The following is an 18,476-nucleotide window of genomic DNA, read 5'->3' as shown; positions in this document are numbered from 1 at the left end:
TTCATGGCTAACATTCCTACGATTTCTTTCGACGCCATCATTATTGGTGGCGGCGGTGCCGGCATGCGCGCTGCGCTGCAACTGGCACAGGGTGGTCACAAGACTGCCGTGATCACCAAGGTTTTCCCGACCCGTTCGCACACTGTTTCCGCCCAGGGCGGCATCACCTGTGCCATCGCTTCGGCTGACCCGAACGATGACTGGCGCTGGCACATGTACGATACCGTCAAGGGTTCCGACTACATCGGTGACCAGGACGCTATCGAATACATGTGTCAGGAAGGTCCGGCCGCGGTTTTCGAACTGGACCACATGGGCCTGCCGTTCTCGCGTACCGAAACCGGCCGTATCTACCAGCGTCCGTTCGGCGGTCAGTCCAAGGACTACGGCAAGGGCGGCCAGGCTGCGCGTACTTGCGCGGCGTCCGACCGTACCGGTCACGCACTGCTGCACACCCTTTATCAGGGCAACCTGAAAGCCGGTACCACGTTCCTGAACGAGTACTACGCCGTTGACCTGGTGAAAAACCAGGATGGCGCTTTCGTCGGTGTGATCGCGATCTGCATCGAAACCGGCGAAACCACCTACATCCGCGCCAAGGCTACCGTATTGGCGACTGGCGGTGCCGGCCGTATCTACGCGTCCACCACCAACGCCCTGATCAACACCGGTGACGGTGTCGGCATGGCGCTGCGTGCTGGCGTGCCGGTACAAGACATCGAAATGTGGCAGTTCCACCCGACCGGCATCGCCGGCGCCGGTGTACTGGTCACCGAAGGTTGCCGCGGTGAAGGCGGTTACCTGATCAACAAGCACGGCGAGCGTTTCATGGAGCGTTATGCTCCGAACGCCAAAGACCTTGCCGGTCGCGACGTAGTTGCCCGTTCGATGGTCAAAGAAATCATCGCCGGCAACGGTTGCGGTCCGAATGGCGACCACGTGATGCTCAAGCTCGACCACCTGGGCGAGGAAGTGCTGCACAGCCGTCTGCCAGGCATTTGCGAACTGTCGAAGACCTTCGCTCACGTCGACCCTGTCGTTGCGCCGGTTCCAGTAGTTCCAACCTGCCACTATATGATGGGCGGCGTTGCCACCAACATTCACGGCCAGGCGATCACCCAGAACGCCGAAGGCGTGGACGAAATCATCCCTGGCCTGTTCGCAGTGGGTGAAGTGGCTTGCGTATCGGTTCACGGTGCCAACCGTCTGGGCGGCAACTCGCTGCTCGACCTGGTGGTATTCGGCCGCGCTGCCGGCCTGCACCTGGAAAAAGCGCTGACCGAGGGTATCGAGTATGACGATGCCACCGACGCCAACATCGAAGCCGCCCTGGCGCGTCTGTCCGCTCTGAATGAGCGTACCGAAGGCGAAGACGTGGCGACCCTGCGTCGCGAGCTGCAAAACTGCATGCAGAACTACTTCGGTGTGTTCCGTACCGGCGAGTACATGCAGAAGGGTATCGCTCAGTTGGCTCAGTTGCGTGAACGAATCGCCAACGTGAAGATCAACGATAAGTCGCAGGCGTTTAACACTGCACGTATCGAAGCGCTGGAACTGCAGAACCTGCTGGAAGTGGCCGAAGCCACCGCCATCGCGGCAGAAGTGCGCAAAGAGTCCCGTGGTGCCCATGCCCGCGAAGACTTTGAAGACCGTGATGACGAAAACTGGTTGTGCCACACCTTGTTCTTCCCGGGTGAAAAACGTGTCGCCAAGCGTGCGGTGAACTTCTCGCCGAAGACCGTTCCGACGTTTGAACCCAAGATCCGGACTTACTAAGGGTGGCCGCCATGTTGCAAGTCAGTGTTTATCGCTACAACCCTGATCAGGACGCCGCGCCGTTCATGCAGGATTTCCAGGTTGATACCGGTGGTAAAGACCTGATGGTGCTGGACGTGCTGGCCCTGATCAAAGAGCAGGACGAAGGTTTTTCCTACCGTCGTTCCTGCCGCGAGGGCGTTTGCGGCTCCGACGGCATGAACATCAACGGCAAGAACGGCCTGGCGTGCATCACGCCGCTGTCCGCCGTGGTCAAGGGCAACAAGCTGATCGTTCGTCCGCTGCCAGGTTTGCCGGTTATTCGTGACCTGGTCGTCGATATGAGCATCTTCTACAAGCAATACGAGAAGGTGAAGCCATTCCTGCAGAACGATTCGCCGGCTCCGGCCATCGAACGTCTGCAGTCCCCGGAAGAGCGTGAAAAGCTCGACGGTCTGTACGAGTGCATCCTGTGCGCCTGCTGCTCGACCTCGTGCCCATCCTTCTGGTGGAACCCGGACAAATTCCTGGGCCCGGCCGCTCTGCTGCAAGCGTATCGCTTCCTGGCAGACAGCCGCGACACCAAGACGTCCGAGCGTCTGGCTGCACTGGATGACCCGTTCAGCGTATTCCGCTGCCGCGGGATCATGAACTGCGTCAACGTCTGCCCGAAAGGCCTGAACCCGACTAAGGCCATCGGTCACGTACGTAACATGCTGCTGCAAAGCGGCGTGTGATTCAGCTGCTGTACCCGTAGAACCGCTGTACCCGTACAGGTCGGGGCGTGGGCTTCAACCCGCGTCCTGGCTATAACCAGAACCGCCGCTCACAAAGCGGCAGTTCTTATTTTGAAGAAATGAGACAAGCAGGGGCATCCGGGCTGGTACCCGGACTATCAGCGTGATCCTAAGTGGCTTGTTTTGGTCGCTGCATTCGGACTTCTGCAAGTTTGCTCGGTGTTTTCGCCGATGGTGTTCCCCAAATCGAGGGTGACCAAGCATGCAAGAAAGCGTGATGCAGCGCATGTGGAACAGTGCCCACCTCTCCGGTGGTAACGCTGCCTATGTGGAAGAGCTCTACGAGCTCTACCTGCACGACCCTAACGCTGTGCCAGAAGAGTGGCGCACCTACTTTCAGAAGTTGCCGGCTGACGGTAACTCTGCCACTGATGTTTCGCACTCGACAATTCGCGATCATTTCGTGCTGCTGGCAAAGAACCAGCGCCGCGCTCAACCGGTGTCTGCCGGCAGCGTGAGCAGTGAGCACGAGAAGAAGCAAGTTGAAGTGCTGCGACTGATCCAGGCCTACCGGATGCGCGGCCACCAGGCAGCCCAGCTGGACCCGCTGGGGCTGTGGCAGCGTCCTGCACCTGCAGACCTGTCGATCACTCATTACGGCTTGACCAATGCCGATCTTGATACGACCTTCCGTGCCGGCGACCTGTTCATCGGCAAAGAGGAAGCGAGCCTACGCGAAATTCACGAAGCGTTGCAGCAGACATATTGCCGCACCATCGGTGCCGAATTTACGCACATCGTCGATTCCGAGCAGCGCCAGTGGTTCCAGCAGCGTCTGGAAAGCGTTCGTGGCCGTCCGACCTTCTCCGCTGACGTCAAGAGCCACTTGCTCGAGCGCGTCACTGCCGCCGAAGGCCTGGAAAAGTACCTGGGCACCAAATACCCGGGCACCAAGCGTTTCGGCCTGGAAGGTGGCGAAAGCCTGATCCCGCTGCTGGACGAACTGATCCAGCGCTCCGGTTCCTACGGCACCAAGGAAGTCGTCATCGGCATGGCCCACCGCGGCCGTCTGAACGTGCTGGTCAACACCTTCGGCAAGAACCCGCGCGAGCTGTTCGACGAGTTTGAAGGCAAGAAGAAGGTCGAGCTGGGCTCCGGTGACGTCAAGTATCACCAGGGTTTCTCGTCCAACGTGATGACCACCGGTGGCGAAGTTCACCTGGCGATGGCCTTCAACCCGTCCCACCTGGAAATCGTTTCTCCGGTGGTCGAGGGTTCGGTCCGTGCCCGTCAGGATCGTCGCAACGACCCGACTGGCGAAAAAGTCCTGCCGATTTCCATCCACGGTGACGCTGCATTCGCAGGTCAGGGCGTGGTCATGGAAACCTTCCAGATGTCGCAGACTCGCGGCTTCAAGACCGGCGGTACCATTCACCTGGTGATCAACAACCAGGTCGGCTTCACCATCAGCAACCCGGAAGACTCGCGTTCCACCGAGTACTGCACCGACGTTGCGAAGATGATCCAGGCACCGATTCTCCATGTGAATGGCGATGACCCGGAAGCCGTGCTGTTCGTGACCCAGTTGGCCATCGACTACCGCATGCAGTACAAGCGTGACGTGGTGATCGACCTGGTCTGCTACCGTCGTCGCGGCCACAACGAGGCCGACGAGCCAAGCGGCACCCAGCCTCTGATGTACCAGCAGATCGCCAAGCAGCGCACCACCCGTGAGCTGTATGCCGAGCGCCTGACCCAGAGCGGTGTGCTGGACGCTGAGCGCGTCCAGGAAAAAGTCGATGAATATCGCAATGCCCTGGACAATGGCCTGCATGTTGTAAAAAGCCTGGTCAAAGAGCCGAACAAAGAGCTGTTCGTGGACTGGCGCCCGTATCTGGGCCATGCCTGGACCGCTCGTCACGACACCCGTTTTGATCTCAAGACCTTGCAGGAGCTGTCCGCCAAGCTGCTGGAAATTCCGGAAGGCTTCGTGGTCCAGCGCCAGGTCGCGAAAATCTACGAAGACCGGCAGAAGATGCAAGCCGGCGGCCTGCCGATCAACTGGGGTTATGCCGAAACCATGGCATACGCGACCCTGGCGTTCGAAGGTCACCCTGTGCGCATCACCGGCCAGGACGTAGGCCGCGGCACTTTCTCGCACCGTCACGCGGCGCTGCACAACCAGAAAGACGCCAGCACCTACATCCCGCTGCAACACCTGTACAAAGGCCAGCCACGTTTCGACCTGTACGACTCGCTGCTGTCCGAAGAAGCCGTCCTGGCGTTCGAATATGGCTACTCCACCACCGAGCCGAATGCGCTGGTGATCTGGGAAGCCCAGTTCGGCGACTTCGCCAACGGTGCCCAGGTGGTTGTCGACCAGTTCATCACCAGCGGCGAGCACAAGTGGGGCCGTCTCTGCGGTCTGACCATGCTGTTGCCACACGGTTATGAAGGGCAGGGGCCGGAGCACTCTTCGGCACGTCTGGAGCGTTACCTGCAGCTGTGCGCCGAGCACAACATCCAGGTGTGCGTACCGACGACCCCGGCTCAGATCTACCACTTGCTGCGCCGTCAGGTGATTCGCCCGCTGCGCAAGCCGCTTGTAGTGCTGACACCGAAGTCATTGCTGCGTCACAAGCTGGCGATCTCGACTCTGGAAGATCTGGCCGAAGGCTCGTTCCAGACCGTTATCCCGGAAATCGACGCTCAGGATCCGGCCAACGTCGGTCGCGTGGTTCTGTGCAGCGGCAAGGTCTATTACGACTTGCTGGAAAAACGCCGTGCCGAAGGCCGTGACGATATCGCCATCGTGCGTCTCGAGCAGCTGTACCCGTTCCCGGAGGACGACCTGGTCGAAATCCTGGCTCCGTACAAAAACCTGAAGCACATCGTCTGGTGCCAGGAAGAGCCGATGAACCAGGGTGCGTGGTACTGCAGCCAACATCACATGCGCCGCATCATCAGCGCTCACGACAAGTCGCTCGTACTTGAGTACGCCGGCCGTGACGCTTCTGCTGCACCTGCTTGTGGTTATGCATCGATGCACGCCGAGCAGCAGGAACAACTGCTGCAAGATGCCTTTACCGTTTAATGCCTTCGCGCACCTGAAACCGAATTTAAGGAACCACAGATAATGGCTATCGAGATCAAAGCCCCCACTTTCCCGGAATCGGTTGCCGATGGCACGATTGCCACCTGGCACAAAAAACCGGGCGACGCGGTCAAGCGCGACGAACTGATCGTCGACATCGAAACCGACAAAGTTGTCCTGGAAGTGTTGGCCGAAGCTGACGGCGTCCTGGGCGCCATCATCAAGAACGAAGGCGACACCGTACTGTCGGCCGAAGTGCTGGGCTCCATCGAAGCGGGCGGCGCTGCTGCCGCTGCTCCGGCTGCTGCTGCCGCACCGGCCGCCGCTCAGGCTGCTGCTCCTGCCGCTGGCGGCGAAGACGATCCAGTCGCCGCTCCTGCTGCTCGCAAGCTGGCTGAAGAGAATGGCATCAACATCGCTTCCGTTGCCGGCACCGGCAAGAGTGGTCGTGTGACCAAGGAAGACGTGGTTGCAGCGGTTGCCGCCAAGAAAGCCGCTCCGGCCGCTGCGCCAGCCAAGGCTGCCGCGCCTGCCGCTGCCGCTCCGGTGTTCGCTGCCGGTGATCGCGTTGAAAAACGCGTTCCGATGACTCGCCTGCGCGCCAAGGTTGCCGAGCGTCTGGTTGAAGCCCAGTCGAACATGGCGATGCTGACCACCTTCAACGAAGTCGACATGACCGAAGTCATGGCCCTGCGTTCGAAGTACAAGGACCTGTTCGAGAAGAGCCACAACGGCGTACGCCTGGGCTTCATGTCGTTCTTCGTCAAGGCTGCCACTGAAGCACTCAAGCGCTTCCCGGCCGTCAACGCGTCGATCGACGGTTCCGACATCGTTTACCACGGTTACGCCGACATCGGTGTTGCGGTCTCCAGCGACCGTGGCCTGGTGGTTCCGGTCCTGCGTAACGCCGAACTGATGAGCCTGGCTGAAATCGAAGGCGGCATCGCCACCTTCGGCAAGAAAGCCCGTGACGGCAAGCTGTCCATCGAAGAGATGACCGGCGGTACGTTCACCATCACCAACGGTGGTACATTCGGTTCGATGATGTCGACCCCGATCGTCAACCCGCCACAAGCGGCGATCCTGGGCATGCACAACATCCTGCAACGCCCGATGGCGATCAATGGTCAGGTCGTGATTCGTCCGATGATGTACCTGGCATTGTCCTACGATCACCGTCTGATCGACGGTAAAGAAGCCGTGACTTTCCTGGTAACCATCAAGAACCTGCTTGAAGATCCGGCTCGTCTGCTGCTGGATATCTGATTCGCCGCAAGGGCCGGTCGGTTGACCGGCCTCTTGCTGAAATAACCGGTTTCGTCCCACGACGGTCTCCACAAGTGACCGTCCGGTTTGATTCGAGAAGGAATGACTCATGACTCAGAAATTCGACGTGGTAGTGATTGGTGCGGGCCCTGGCGGCTACGTAGCGGCCATCAAGGCTGCGCAACTGGGCCTCACCACTGCCTGCATCGAGAAATACACCGACAAGGAGGGCAAACTGGCCCTCGGCGGTACTTGCCTGAACGTCGGTTGCATTCCCTCCAAGGCGCTGCTGGACAGCTCCTGGAAGTTCCATGAAGCGCAGGATGGCTTGGCCATCCACGGCATTGGCGGTGTCAACCGCGAAAGCGTCACCATTGACGTACCTGCCATGGTTGGCCGCAAGGCCAACATCGTCAAAGGCCTGACCTCTGGCGTTGCCACCCTGTTCAAGGCCAATGGCGTGACCTCGATCCAGGGCCACGGCAAGCTGCTGATGGGCAAGAAGGTCGAAGTGACCAAGCCAGACGGCTCGGTTGAAGTGATCGAAGCCGAGAACGTCATCCTGGCACCGGGCTCGCGTCCGATCGACATTCCGCCGGCTCCGGTGGACCAGAACGTGATCGTCGATTCGACCGGCGCTCTGGAGTTCCAATCCGTACCAAAACGCCTGGGCGTGATCGGCGCGGGTGTTATCGGTCTGGAGCTGGGTTCGGTCTGGTCGCGCCTGGGCGCGCAAGTAACCGTCCTCGAAGCACTGGATACCTTCCTGATGGCCGCCGACGCCGCGGTTTCCAAGGAAGCGCTGAAAACCCTGACCAAGCAAGGCCTGGACATCAAGCTGGGCGCTCGCGTGACTGGCTCCAAGGTCAACGGCGAAGAAGTCGTGGTGAACTACACCGACGCCAACGGCGAACAGACCATCACCTTCGACAAACTGATCGTTGCGGTTGGCCGTCGCCCAGTGACCACTGACCTGCTGTCCGCCGATTGCGGCGTGACCCTCGATGAGCGCGGCTTCATCGCGGTTGACGAGCAATGCGCAACCGACGTTCCGGGTGTCTACGCCATCGGTGACGTGGTACGCGGCATGATGCTGGCGCACAAAGCGTCCGAGGAAGGCATCATGGTGGTCGAGCGCATCAAGGGCCACAAAGCCCAGATCAACTACGACCTGATCCCGTCGGTTATCTACACCCACCCGGAAATCGCATGGGTCGGCAAGACCGAGCAAACCTTGAAAAACGAAGGTGTTGAAGTTAACGTCGGCACCTTCCCGTTCGCAGCCTCCGGCCGTGCCATGGCAGCCAACGATACCGGTGGTTTCGTGAAAGTCATCGCTGATGCCAAGACGGATCGCGTATTGGGCGTTCACGTGATTGGCCCAAGCGCTGCCGAGCTGGTACAGCAAGGCGCGATCGGCATGGAATTCGGCACCAGCGCTGAAGATCTGGGCATGATGGTCTTCTCCCATCCGACCCTGTCCGAAGCCTTGCACGAAGCGGCCCTGGCCGTAAATGGCGGTGCCATCCACGTGGCCAACCGCAAAAAGCGTTAATAGACAATAAGAAACCACGGCGGTATGGCCCGTCGTGAGCCTTGCGAGCAAGACTCACCGCGGAATATCCGCTGGACGCAGCCTTGCGTAGCGGCACCGGTCAACCGGAACGCTACGCAAGCAGCAGTCACAGGTGGTGCGGCACCATAACGGTGCAGCACCGAATGCGCAGTACCTAACGAAGACGGTAATAAGCATGAATCTTCACGAGTATCAGGGTAAGCAGCTGTTCGCTGAGTACGGCCTGCCAGTATCCACCGGCTACGCGGTAGACACCCCGGAAGCGGCAGCAGAAGCTTGCGACAAAATCGGCGGCAGCGAATGGGTTGTCAAAGCCCAGGTTCACGCCGGTGGTCGCGGTAAAGCGGGCGGCGTCAAGCTGGTTCGCAGCAAAGAAGACGCCAAAGCCTTCGCACAGCAGTGGCTGGGCAAGCGTCTGGTGACCTACCAGACTGACGCCAACGGTCAGCCAGTCACCAAGATCCTGGTTGAATCGTGCACTGATATCGCTAAAGAGCTGTACCTGGGCGCTGTCGTTGACCGTTCGAGCCGCCGTATCGTGTTCATGGCTTCCACCGAAGGTGGCGTGGACATCGAGAAAATCGCTCACGATACCCCTGAGAAAATCCTCAAGGCCACCATCGATCCACTGGTTGGCGCCCAGCCATTCCAGGGTCGCGAGCTGGCATTCCAGCTGGGCCTGGAAGGCAAGCAGGTCACTCAGTTCGCCAAGATCTTCGTAGGCCTGGCCAAGCTGTTCCAGGACCACGACCTGGCGCTGCTGGAAGTGAACCCGCTGGTGATCAAGGCCGACGGCGATCTGCACTGCCTCGATGCCAAGATCAACATCGACGCCAACGCCATGTACCGTCAGCCTAAGCTGAAGACTTTCCACGATCCGTCGCAAGACGATCCGCGCGAAGCGCACGCTGCCAAGTTCGAACTGAACTACGTGGCCCTGGAAGGCAACATCGGCTGCATGGTCAACGGTGCTGGCCTGGCCATGGGTACCATGGACATCGTCAACCTGCATGGCGGCAAGCCAGCCAACTTCCTCGACGTGGGCGGTGGTGCTACCAAGGAACGCGTAACCGAAGCGTTCAAGATCATCCTGTCCGACACTAACGTCGCTGCAGTACTGGTCAACATCTTCGGCGGCATCGTTCGTTGCGACATGATTGCCGAAGGCATCATCGGCGCCGTGAAAGAAGTCGGCGTGAAAATCCCGGTTGTTGTTCGCCTCGAAGGCAACAACGCTGAGCTGGGCGCTAAAGTACTGGCAGAAAGCGGTTTGAACATCATCGCTGCTACCAGCCTGACCGACGCTGCTCAACAAGTCGTTAAAGCTGCGGAGGGCAAATAATGAGCGTCCTGATCAATAAAGACACCAAGGTTATCTGCCAGGGTATTACCGGTTCGCAAGGTAGTTTCCACACCCAGCAAGCTCTGGAATACGGCACCAAGATGGTTGGTGGCGTAACGCCGGGCAAAGGCGGCACCGAACACCTGGGCCTGCCTGTCTTCAACACCGTCAAAGACGCTGTTGCTGCCACTGGCGCTACCGCCAGCGTGATCTACGTTCCAGCTCCTTTCTGCAAGGATTCCATCCTTGAAGCAGCGTTCGGCGGTATCAAGCTGATCGTCTGCATCACCGAAGGCATCCCGACCATCGACATGCTGGAAGCCAAGGTCAAGTGCGACGAGCTGGGTATCACCCTGATCGGCCCTAACTGCCCAGGCGTGATCACTCCAGGCGAATGCAAGATCGGCATCATGCCAGGTCACATTCACTTGCCAGGCAAGGTCGGTATCGTTTCCCGTTCCGGCACCCTGACTTACGAAGCCGTCAAGCAGACCACTGACGCCGGTTTCGGTCAGTCGACTTGCGTCGGCATCGGCGGTGACCCGATTCCGGGCTCCAACTTCATCGACATCCTGAAGCTGTTCCAGGAAGACCCGAAGACCGAAGCGATCGTCATGATCGGTGAGATCGGCGGTTCGGCTGAAGAAGAAGCGGCTGCCTACATCAAGGCTAACGTGACCAAGCCGGTTGTTTCCTACATCGCGGGTGTGACTGCTCCTCCGGGCAAGCGCATGGGCCATGCTGGCGCAATCATCTCTGGCGGCAAAGGCACTGCGGACGAGAAATTCGCTGCTCTGCAAGACGCAGGCGTGAAAACCGTGCGTTCGCTGGCAGACATCGGCAAGGCCCTGGCCGAGCTGACTGGCTGGGAAATGAAGAAGTAAGCTTCGGCTGACTTTTTTGTTCCAGCAACAAAGGCCACCTTCGGGTGGCCTTTGTCGTTTTCGGATGAGGGAATTGCAGTCAGCAACCCATTTAGATGCAAAAACGCGACACGGAAATGTCGTGTATCGGATAGTTCGCCCTGTAACAGTGCGTTATTCACACTAATTCGTTAGGCTACCCGCCATTTTTGCGACCGCTACCCACAAGGAAGCGGCGCGCTAAACGGGTTGGTCTTATACGGATCGGCAGCATTTCCCTCCATCCTTAAGGGAAGTCCCTCTCTAAATTCCGATTCAGCAGTGTGGTTTCCTTAAAATGAAAGTGTTGAAAGGCCAGGACATCCTGGCGCTTGGTTTCATGACCTTTGCCCTGTTCGTCGGGGCTGGCAACATCATCTTCCCGCCGATTGTCGGTTTGCAGTCCGGGCCCCATGTCTGGATGGCGGCGCTGGGCTTTCTGGTCACGGCGGTCGGGCTACCGGTCATCACCGTCGTTGCGCTGGCCAAGGTCGGTGGGGCGATGGATGCCTTGAGCAGTCCTATCGGCAAGGTGGCCGGTGGCCTGCTGGCGGCTGTGTGCTACCTGGCCGTTGGGCCGCTGTTCGCGACTCCACGCACCGCCACCGTCTCCTTCGAAGTCGGGCTGGCGCCGTTGACCGGTGAAAGCCCGCTGGCACTGTTTCTCTACAGTGCGGTGTATTTCCTGCTGGTGTTCTTCATCTCGCTCTATCCCGGCCGCTTGCTGGACACCGTCGGGCGATTCCTTGCCCCGCTGAAAATCATCGCTCTGGCCGTGCTGGGCATTGCCGCGTTTGCCTTGCCCGCCGGCGATATCGGCGTGGCGACACCGCAATACGTGGCCGCGCCATTCTCCCAAGGGTTCATCAACGGTTACCTGACCATGGATACCCTGGGCGCATTGGTGTTTGGCATCGTCATCGTCAATGCGATCCGTTCCCGGGGCGTTGAATCGCCTGCCTTGATCACCCGCTACGCCATCATCGCCGGGCTGATCGCCGGGGTCGGGCTGGCGCTGGTCTATGTCAGTCTGTTCCGCCTGGGGTCTGGCAGTCATGAAGTGGCCGCGGGCGCGACAAACGGCGCGGCTGTGCTGCATGCCTATGTGCAACACACGTTCGGCAGCCTGGGCAGCGGTTTCCTGGCGGTGCTGATTTCCCTGGCGTGCCTGGTCACTGCAGTTGGCCTGACGTGCGCCTGTGCCGAGTACTTCAGCCGTGTCTTGCCGCTGTCGTACAAAACATTGGTGGTCATCCTGGCGGCGTTTTCGCTGCTGGTGTCGAACCTCGGACTGACCAAGCTGATCGCTTTCTCGATCCCGGTCCTGACCGCGATTTACCCACCGTGCATTGCCTTGGTGGCCCTGAGCTTCTGCAAGGACTTCTGGCATGAGCAGGGGCGCATCGTCGGCCCGGTCATGCTGGTGTCGTTCCTGTTCGGCCTGATCGATGCGCTTAAAGGCGCTGGACTGGCGGATTGGATGCCGACGCAAATGGCCCATCTGCCATTGAGCGAGCAGGGTCTGGCCTGGCTCGTGCCGTCGGTGATGACCCTGGCGGTTGCGTTGGTGTGTGATCGTCTGCTGGGCAAGCGCAGCGAAGCCTTGGCCTGAGTTGCCGCGGCCTGCCACGAGCGGGCCCACCGGTAAAAAACAAATGCCCCGTATCCATCGATACGGGGCATTTTTTATGGCGCGGGTGCAGTGTCTTTTTCCTTGGACTAACGTCGAAGCATTGTCTTGAAAGGCTTGTGCCGGCCCTGTGGACTGAGCAGGGTCAATCGCAAGCTGCTCCATGTTCTTCGTCAGATAAGGAATTACATGTCATTCATCCAAGCCAATCTGATCCATCTTCTGGCCGCGGTCTGGTTCGTCGTCTGCTGGGGCGGCTACACCCGTTATGCGTCGTTGAAAGCCCGCGATACGGCCTGTCTGGCCAGCGTCATGCACTTGTATCGCGAAGACTGGATGCGCCGCATGTTGCTGCGCGAAAACCGTATCGCCGACGCCAGCGTGATCGGCAACCTGGAGCGCAACGCGTCCTTCTTCGCCTCCAGCACGCTGATCATCCTGGCGGGCATCCTGACGGTGCTTGGGGCGTCCGATCGTGCGGTGTCGTTGTTGGCCGACTTGCCGATGGTGCAGCAGGCGTCCCAAGGCATGTCCGAGGCCAAGTTGCTGTGCCTGGCGCTGGTGTTTGTGTATGCCTTCTTCACCTTCAGCTGGTGCATGCGCCAATACAACTTCGCGGCGGTTCTGGTGGGATCGGCGCCAATGATCGGCGAGCGACATGTATCGGCGCAGGAACGCAAGGCCTTCGCGCTCAGGGCGGCGCGGGTGATCTCCATGGCGGCCAACCAGTTCAATTTTGGCCTGCGCGCTTATTATTTCGGCATGACCATGTTGGCGTGGTTCGTCAGCCCCTGGCTGTTCATGTTGATGAGTGCAGGCGTGGTGTTGGTGCTGTACCGCCGGGAGTTTCATTCCGACGTGCTGCAGGTCATGGTTTACACCCCCACCGAAGCGCCATTGCCTGATATAAGCAAGGACCCGGCCTGACAGGACGGTCACTACTAAATTGCAGACAAAAGAAAACCCGCGCCAGGCGGGTTTCTTTTAAGCCCAAACCGTATCAGTTGGTAGCTGGTGCGGTGGCGGGCGCTGTTGCAGGTGCTTGTTCCTGTGTAGCAGCTTCGTTCGATTCGGCCTGATCTTTGGCGGCTTCGGCGTTTTCTTTCGCTGCGTCGTTCACTTTATCCTGTGCTTCGTTCATTTTTTCCTGAGCTTGCTCAGAGTGTTCGGCGGCATCTTGAGCTTTGTCCTCGGATTTTTTATCGCAGGCAGCGAGACCGAGGGAGGCGGCCAACATCAAGGCAATAGCTAAAGTCTTACGCATGGGGTGTTTCTCCTTATGGAAATAACTACTGGCCTTTTGAACGCCCCCCCTTGGATTAAGTTCCTCTTTTGCTACAGATATATAACTTTGCATGGGAACGGAACTTTACAGGGCATGCTCGTTACCGCGACTGCTCATTAATAAAGGCGTTAAATCCAATGGCGCAAGACCCCGTTTTTGAGCGTGCGACACGCTTTCTGTCCGCACTGCGACATTGTCAGGTGCTGGGCTTGAAGTTGCACAGTGCCAGTCCCGAGGGGCTGACTGTGATCCTGCCTTACAGCCCCCAGATCGTCGGCAACCCCCTTACGGGCATCATCCATGGTGGCGCGTTGACCTCATTGATGGACACGGCGTGTGGCATGTCGACGTTGTGCGTGTTGCCGCAGTTCGAGGTCTGTCCGACCCTGGATCTGCGCATCGACTACATGCACGCCGCTGAGCCGAACAAGGACGTCTATGGCTTTGCCCACTGCTATCGGGTCACTCAGGACGTGATCTTCAGCCGTGGATTTGCCTATCAGGACGACCCCGAACAACCCATCGCCCATGTGGTGGGCACCTTCATGCGCCTGGGCCAGCACGCCAAGGGAATCAAAAGGGGTGGCCCGATGGCTGCCGTAGACAAGCCATGAGCGATATCACTCAGGAACAACTGCGCCACGCCTGCGAGCGGGGCGACTACGCGCTGCTGCTGGCCTCGATTCCTTATGCGCGGTTGATCGGCGTGGAATGCTCGCGTCAGGGCGAGGAGCTGCTGTTTCGCCTGCCGGCCAACCAGGACAACATTGGTAACCCTTTATTGCCGGCCATCCACGGCGGCGTCATCGCCGGTTTCATGGAGTTGTCGGCCGCGGTGTATCTGTTGATTGCCACCCGTGCGACGGGCGTGCCGAAAATCATCGATTTCTCCCTGGATTACCTGCGCGCCGGGCAGTTTCGCGACACTTATGCCAGATGCCAGGTCTGGCGCCAGGGGCGCCGGGTAGCCAATGTTGCGATCACCGCCTGGCAGGATCTCGAGGCCGAACCCATCGCCACCGCCCGGGCGCATTTCAAGATTCAGGAGTCTTCAAAAGCGCATAGCCCTTGAAATCATCAGCGTTGCCCCCACCTTGAGGACATCCCGCCGCCAATCTCTGCGAGGCGGACACCACCATCCACTTGGAGTTTGATGACCATGAGCGTGGAAACTCAAAAGGAAACCCTGGGCTTCCAGACCGAGGTGAAGCAACTGCTGCACCTGATGATTCACTCGCTGTATTCGAATAAGGAAATTTTCCTTCGCGAGCTGATTTCGAACGCCTCTGACGCTGTCGACAAATTACGTTTCGAAGCCCTGTCCAAGCCAGAGTTGCTGGAAGGCGGCGCCGAACTGAAAATCCGCGTGAGCTTCGACAAGGACGCCAAGACCGTCACCCTCGAAGACAACGGCATCGGCATGAGCCGCGAAGAGGTGATCACTCACCTGGGCACCATCGCCAAGTCCGGCACCGCCGATTTCATGAAGAACCTCTCCGGCGACCAGAAAAAAGACTCCCACCTCATTGGCCAGTTCGGTGTCGGTTTCTATTCCGCGTTCATCGTCGCTGATCAGGTCGAAGTGTTCAGCCGCCGTGCCGGCCTCGCTGCGAGCGAAGGCGTGCATTGGTCGTCCAAGGGCGAGGGCGAGTTTGAAGTCGCCACCGTCGACAAGGCTGATCGCGGTACCCGCATTGTGCTGCACCTCAAGTCCGGTGAAGACGAGTTCGCCGATGGCTGGCGCCTGCGCAACATCATCAAGAAGTACTCCGACCATATCGCGCTGCCGATCGAGCTGCCGAAGGAAGTCACCGCTGCCGAAGGCGAAGAAAAGCCCGAAGTGGAATGGGAAACCGTCAACCGCGCCAGTGCCCTGTGGACCCGTCCGCGTACTGAGGTGAAGGACGAGGAATACCAGGAGTTCTACAAGCACGTCGCCCACGACTACGAGAACCCGCTGAGCTGGAGCCACAACAAGGTCGAAGGCAAGCTGGAGTACAACTCGCTGTTGTACGTGCCGGCCCGTGCGCCGTTCGACCTGTACCAGCGCGAAGCACCACGCGGCCTGAAGCTGTACGTGCAGCGTGTGTTCGTGATGGACCAGGCCGAATCGTTCCTGCCGCTGTACCTGCGTTTCATCAAGGGCGTGGTCGATTCCAATGACCTGTCCCTGAACGTTTCGCGGGAAATCCTGCAGAAAGACCCGATCATCGACTCCATGAAGTCGGCGCTGACCAAGCGTGTTCTGGACATGCTGGAAAAACTGGCGAAAAACGAGCCCGAGCAGTACAAGAGCTTCTGGAAGAACTTCGGTCAGGTGATGAAGGAAGGCCCTGCCGAGGACTTCGCCAACAAAGAAAAAATCGCTGGCCTGCTGCGCTTTGCTTCGACCCAGGGTGATGATGGCGAACAGATCGTTGGCCTGGCCGATTACCTGGCCCGCGCCAAGGAGGGTCAGGACAAGATCTACTACCTGACCGGTGAAACTTATGCACAGGTCAAGAACAGTCCGCACCTGGAAGTCTTCCGCAAGAAAGGCATCGAAGTGCTGCTGCTGACCGACCGCATCGACGAATGGCTGATGAGCTACCTCAGCGAGTTCGACGGCAAGAGCTTTATCGACGTGGCCCGTGGTGATCTGGACCTTGGTAACCTGGATTCGGAAGAAGACAAGAAAGCCGCCGAAGAAGTCGCCAAGAGCAAGGAAGGCCTGGTTGAGCGGATCAAGACTGCCCTGGGCGATGCCGTCAGCGAAGTGCGGGTTTCTCACCGCCTGACGGACTCCCCGGCGATCCTGGCCATCGGTGAACAGGACCTGGGCCTGCAGATGCGGCAGATCCTTGAAGCCAGCGGCCAGAAAGTCCCGGACTCCAAGCCGATCTTCGAATTCAACCCGGCTCACCCGCTGGTGGATAAGCTCGACAACGAGCAGAGCGAAGAGCGTTTCGGCGACCTGTCGCACATCCTGTTCGATCAGGCCGCCCTGGCGGCGGGTGACAGTCTGAAGGACCCGGCGGCCTATGTGCGCCGCCTGAACAAGCTGTTGGTTGAACTGTCAGCTTAATCAAGTGCAGGAAAAACCCGCTTCGGCGGGTTTTTTCATTTCTGGTGTTCCGTTTCAAGAGGAGTCCGTCATGAGTCAGGTTACGGTTAGTTCGCTGGAGTATCAGATCGATGGTCGAACCTATGAGGGCCGCCTGGCCTTCGACGTTAGCCAGCAGGGCTCGCGCCCGGGTTTGCTGATGGCGCCCAATTGGATGGGCGTAGGGGCGGGGGCCGAGGAAATCGCCAGGTCAGTGGCGGCCAACGGCTATGTTGTGTTGATCGCCGATCTTTACGGCCAGGACGTGCGCCCGACCAATGCCGATGAAGCCGGGGCTGCGATGATGCCGCTCAAGAATGATCGTGCCTTGTTGCGCAAGCGCATGCAGGCGGCATTCGAGCAGCTGCAAAGTCAGGGTGAGGCGCAGGTCGATGCGTCGAGACTTGCCACGTTCGGTTTCTGCTTCGGCGGCTGCTGCTCCCTGGAGCTAGCACGCACAGGCGCACCGTTGAAGGCCGCTATTTCGTTCCATGGCACCCTGGACACACCCAATCCGGCGGATGCGCAGAACATCAAGGGGGCGGTGCTGGTCATGCATGGCGCCTCGGACCCATTGGTGCCCAAGGAGCAACTGCCGGCTTTCGAAGACGAAATGAACGCCGCCGGGGTGGATTGGCAACTGCTGAGCTACGGTGGTGCGGTGCATTCGTTCACCGATCCACAGGCCAATGTCCCGGGCAAGATGATGTACGACGCCAAGGTTGCCGCACGGGCGTTCCGGTCGATGCATAATTTGCTGGATGAAGTGCTCAGGGGCTGAGATCGGGCCTGGTGCTGAATAGGCTGTCGCCTGCCAGACTGCTATCGCGAGCAGGCTCGCTCCCACATTTGACCGAGGTGTTCGCGCCATTTGCGAATGGCAACGATCCAGTGTGGGAGCGAGCCTGCTCGCGATGGCGGCCTGTCAGACACCGCTGAATTCAGGGCAATTCGATCCGCTCACTTTCCCCCGGCACGGTCGGCCAGTCCCCGGCCGCCCAACGCCGGCGGGCTTCGTCTATTCGCGCCGGATCGCTGGAGACGAAATTCCAGTTGATCCGACGTGGCCCATCCAGCGGCGCGCCGCCGAACAGCACCGCATGGCAGTCGCTGTCGGCGAACAGTGTCATTTGTTCCCCGGCCGGGAGCACCACCAACGAGTGGCGCTCCAGCGGTTCACCGTCCAGCTGCGCCTCGCCGCTGAGCACATACAGTGCCCGCTCTTCATGCTCGGTGGGAATCAGCAGGGTCGTTGCGGTTTGCAGGTTCAGTTCGGCGTACAGGGTCGGGGACAGCGTCGGCACCGGTGATTCCAGGCAAAAACCCGACCCGGCGATCATCCGGATCTTTACCCCCAGGTTATCGCTGACCGGCAGGGTGTGCGCCGGATGATGGCTGTAGTGTCCAGGCCCCTGTTCGTGGGATTGGGGCGAGGCCAACCAGACTTGCAAGCCGTGCATGACGAAGTCGCTGCCCAGCAGTGATTCGGGCGTGCGCTCGACATGGGCGATGGCGCTGCCCGACGTCATCCAGCTGACGTCCCCGGCGTCCACCACTTGATCGGAGCCAAGGCTGTCCTTGTGCTGGAGCTGCCCTTCGAACAGATAGGTGAGGGTCGACAACCCGATATGGGGATGCTGACGAATGTTCATGCCTTGACCGGCTTTGTAGGAGGTTTGCAGCATGTGGTCGAAAAAAACGAACGGTCCGACGCTGCGACACTTGGCGGACGGCAGCGGGCGAAGAATCGGCTGGCCTTCCACATCTTCTGCGCGTGGGCGAATGGTCAGGGGCGTGATCATGATGT

The 18,476-nt window shown here is 59.4% G+C and carries 15 protein-coding genes; 13 read left to right on the top strand and 2 right to left on the bottom strand.

Annotated features, from left to right (window positions below):
* The first annotated feature begins 3 nt into the window (after positions 1 to 3).
* The 9 genes from sdhA to GKKCFE_RS18045 all read left to right on the top strand — a co-directional run bounded on the left by sdhA (position 4) and on the right by GKKCFE_RS18045 (position 13,229).
* The gene (sdhA, locus tag GKKCFE_RS18085; RefSeq protein WP_047230489.1) at positions 4 to 1,776 is read left to right on the top strand and encodes a succinate dehydrogenase flavoprotein subunit; all 1,773 of its coding nucleotides are present in this window, start codon (positions 4 to 6) and stop codon (positions 1,774 to 1,776) included.
* Between the two features lie 11 nt (positions 1,777 to 1,787).
* Positions 1,788 to 2,492 carry a succinate dehydrogenase iron-sulfur subunit gene (locus GKKCFE_RS18080; protein ID WP_047230491.1) on the top strand — a complete coding sequence of 235 codons (705 nt, stop codon included), beginning with the start codon at positions 1,788 to 1,790 and terminating at the stop codon, positions 2,490 to 2,492.
* A 262-nt stretch (positions 2,493 to 2,754) separates the two neighbouring features.
* Positions 2,755 to 5,586, top strand: a complete 2,832-nt coding sequence (locus GKKCFE_RS18075; RefSeq protein WP_047230488.1) for a 2-oxoglutarate dehydrogenase E1 component — start codon at positions 2,755 to 2,757, stop codon at positions 5,584 to 5,586.
* 42 nt (positions 5,587 to 5,628) lie between these two features.
* Positions 5,629 to 6,852, top strand: coding sequence for a 2-oxoglutarate dehydrogenase complex dihydrolipoyllysine-residue succinyltransferase (gene odhB / locus GKKCFE_RS18070; RefSeq protein ID WP_445576923.1), 1,224 nt, complete (start codon positions 5,629 to 5,631; stop codon positions 6,850 to 6,852).
* A 109-nt stretch (positions 6,853 to 6,961) separates the two neighbouring features.
* On the top strand, positions 6,962 to 8,407 hold the full coding sequence (gene lpdA / locus GKKCFE_RS18065) for a dihydrolipoyl dehydrogenase (protein ID WP_445576922.1): 1,446 nt from the start codon (positions 6,962 to 6,964) through the stop codon (positions 8,405 to 8,407).
* Positions 8,408 to 8,603: 196 nt separating this feature from the next.
* On the top strand, positions 8,604 to 9,770 hold the full coding sequence (gene sucC, locus GKKCFE_RS18060; protein WP_003179235.1) for an ADP-forming succinate--CoA ligase subunit beta: 1,167 nt from the start codon (positions 8,604 to 8,606) through the stop codon (positions 9,768 to 9,770).
* Positions 9,770 to 10,654, top strand: coding sequence for a succinate--CoA ligase subunit alpha (sucD, locus tag GKKCFE_RS18055; protein WP_014339581.1), 885 nt, complete (start codon positions 9,770 to 9,772; stop codon positions 10,652 to 10,654). The genes sucC and sucD overlap by 1 nt, the downstream gene beginning before the upstream one ends.
* 316 nt (positions 10,655 to 10,970) lie before the next feature.
* Positions 10,971 to 12,284 carry a branched-chain amino acid transport system II carrier protein gene (gene brnQ / locus GKKCFE_RS18050; protein ID WP_047230485.1) on the top strand — a complete coding sequence of 438 codons (1,314 nt, stop codon included), beginning with the start codon at positions 10,971 to 10,973 and terminating at the stop codon, positions 12,282 to 12,284.
* Positions 12,285 to 12,491: 207 nt separating this feature from the next.
* Positions 12,492 to 13,229, top strand: a complete 738-nt coding sequence (locus GKKCFE_RS18045; protein ID WP_139049436.1) for a DUF599 domain-containing protein — start codon at positions 12,492 to 12,494, stop codon at positions 13,227 to 13,229.
* A gap of 73 nt (positions 13,230 to 13,302) precedes the next feature.
* On the opposite strand, the gene GKKCFE_RS18040 is transcribed toward GKKCFE_RS18045, so the two are convergent.
* Complete coding sequence (locus tag GKKCFE_RS18040) at positions 13,303 to 13,566, bottom strand: hypothetical protein (RefSeq protein ID WP_139049437.1); 264 nt, start codon at positions 13,564 to 13,566, stop codon at positions 13,303 to 13,305.
* A 158-nt stretch (positions 13,567 to 13,724) separates the two neighbouring features.
* Between GKKCFE_RS18040 and GKKCFE_RS18035 the strand changes: the two genes are divergently transcribed.
* From GKKCFE_RS18035 to GKKCFE_RS18020, 4 genes are all read left to right on the top strand, one after another.
* Positions 13,725 to 14,201 (top strand): PaaI family thioesterase, encoded by a 477-nt coding sequence (locus tag GKKCFE_RS18035; RefSeq protein WP_445576921.1) that lies wholly within the window; start codon positions 13,725 to 13,727, stop codon positions 14,199 to 14,201.
* Positions 14,198 to 14,659, top strand: a complete 462-nt coding sequence (locus GKKCFE_RS18030; protein WP_188252025.1) for a PaaI family thioesterase — start codon at positions 14,198 to 14,200, stop codon at positions 14,657 to 14,659. The genes GKKCFE_RS18035 and GKKCFE_RS18030 overlap by 4 nt, the downstream gene beginning before the upstream one ends.
* An 87-nt stretch (positions 14,660 to 14,746) precedes the next feature.
* Positions 14,747 to 16,651: a molecular chaperone HtpG gene (htpG, locus tag GKKCFE_RS18025; RefSeq protein ID WP_445576920.1), complete on the top strand. Its 1,905-nt coding sequence runs from the start codon at positions 14,747 to 14,749 to the stop codon at positions 16,649 to 16,651.
* A 70-nt stretch (positions 16,652 to 16,721) separates the two neighbouring features.
* On the top strand, positions 16,722 to 17,450 hold the full coding sequence (locus GKKCFE_RS18020) for a dienelactone hydrolase family protein (RefSeq protein ID WP_047230333.1): 729 nt from the start codon (positions 16,722 to 16,724) through the stop codon (positions 17,448 to 17,450).
* Positions 17,451 to 17,610: 160 nt separating this feature from the next.
* Here the strand turns inward: GKKCFE_RS18020 and GKKCFE_RS18015 are convergent, their stop codons facing one another.
* Positions 17,611 to 18,471, bottom strand: coding sequence for a pirin family protein (locus GKKCFE_RS18015; protein ID WP_445578054.1), 861 nt, complete (start codon positions 18,469 to 18,471; stop codon positions 17,611 to 17,613).
* Between the last annotated feature and the right edge of the window lie 5 nt (positions 18,472 to 18,476).

It is taken from the genome of Pseudomonas sp. E141, assembly GCF_052659885.1.
Note: the sequence above shows the minus strand (reverse complement) of the source record. Positions and strands in the feature narration are given on the sequence as shown.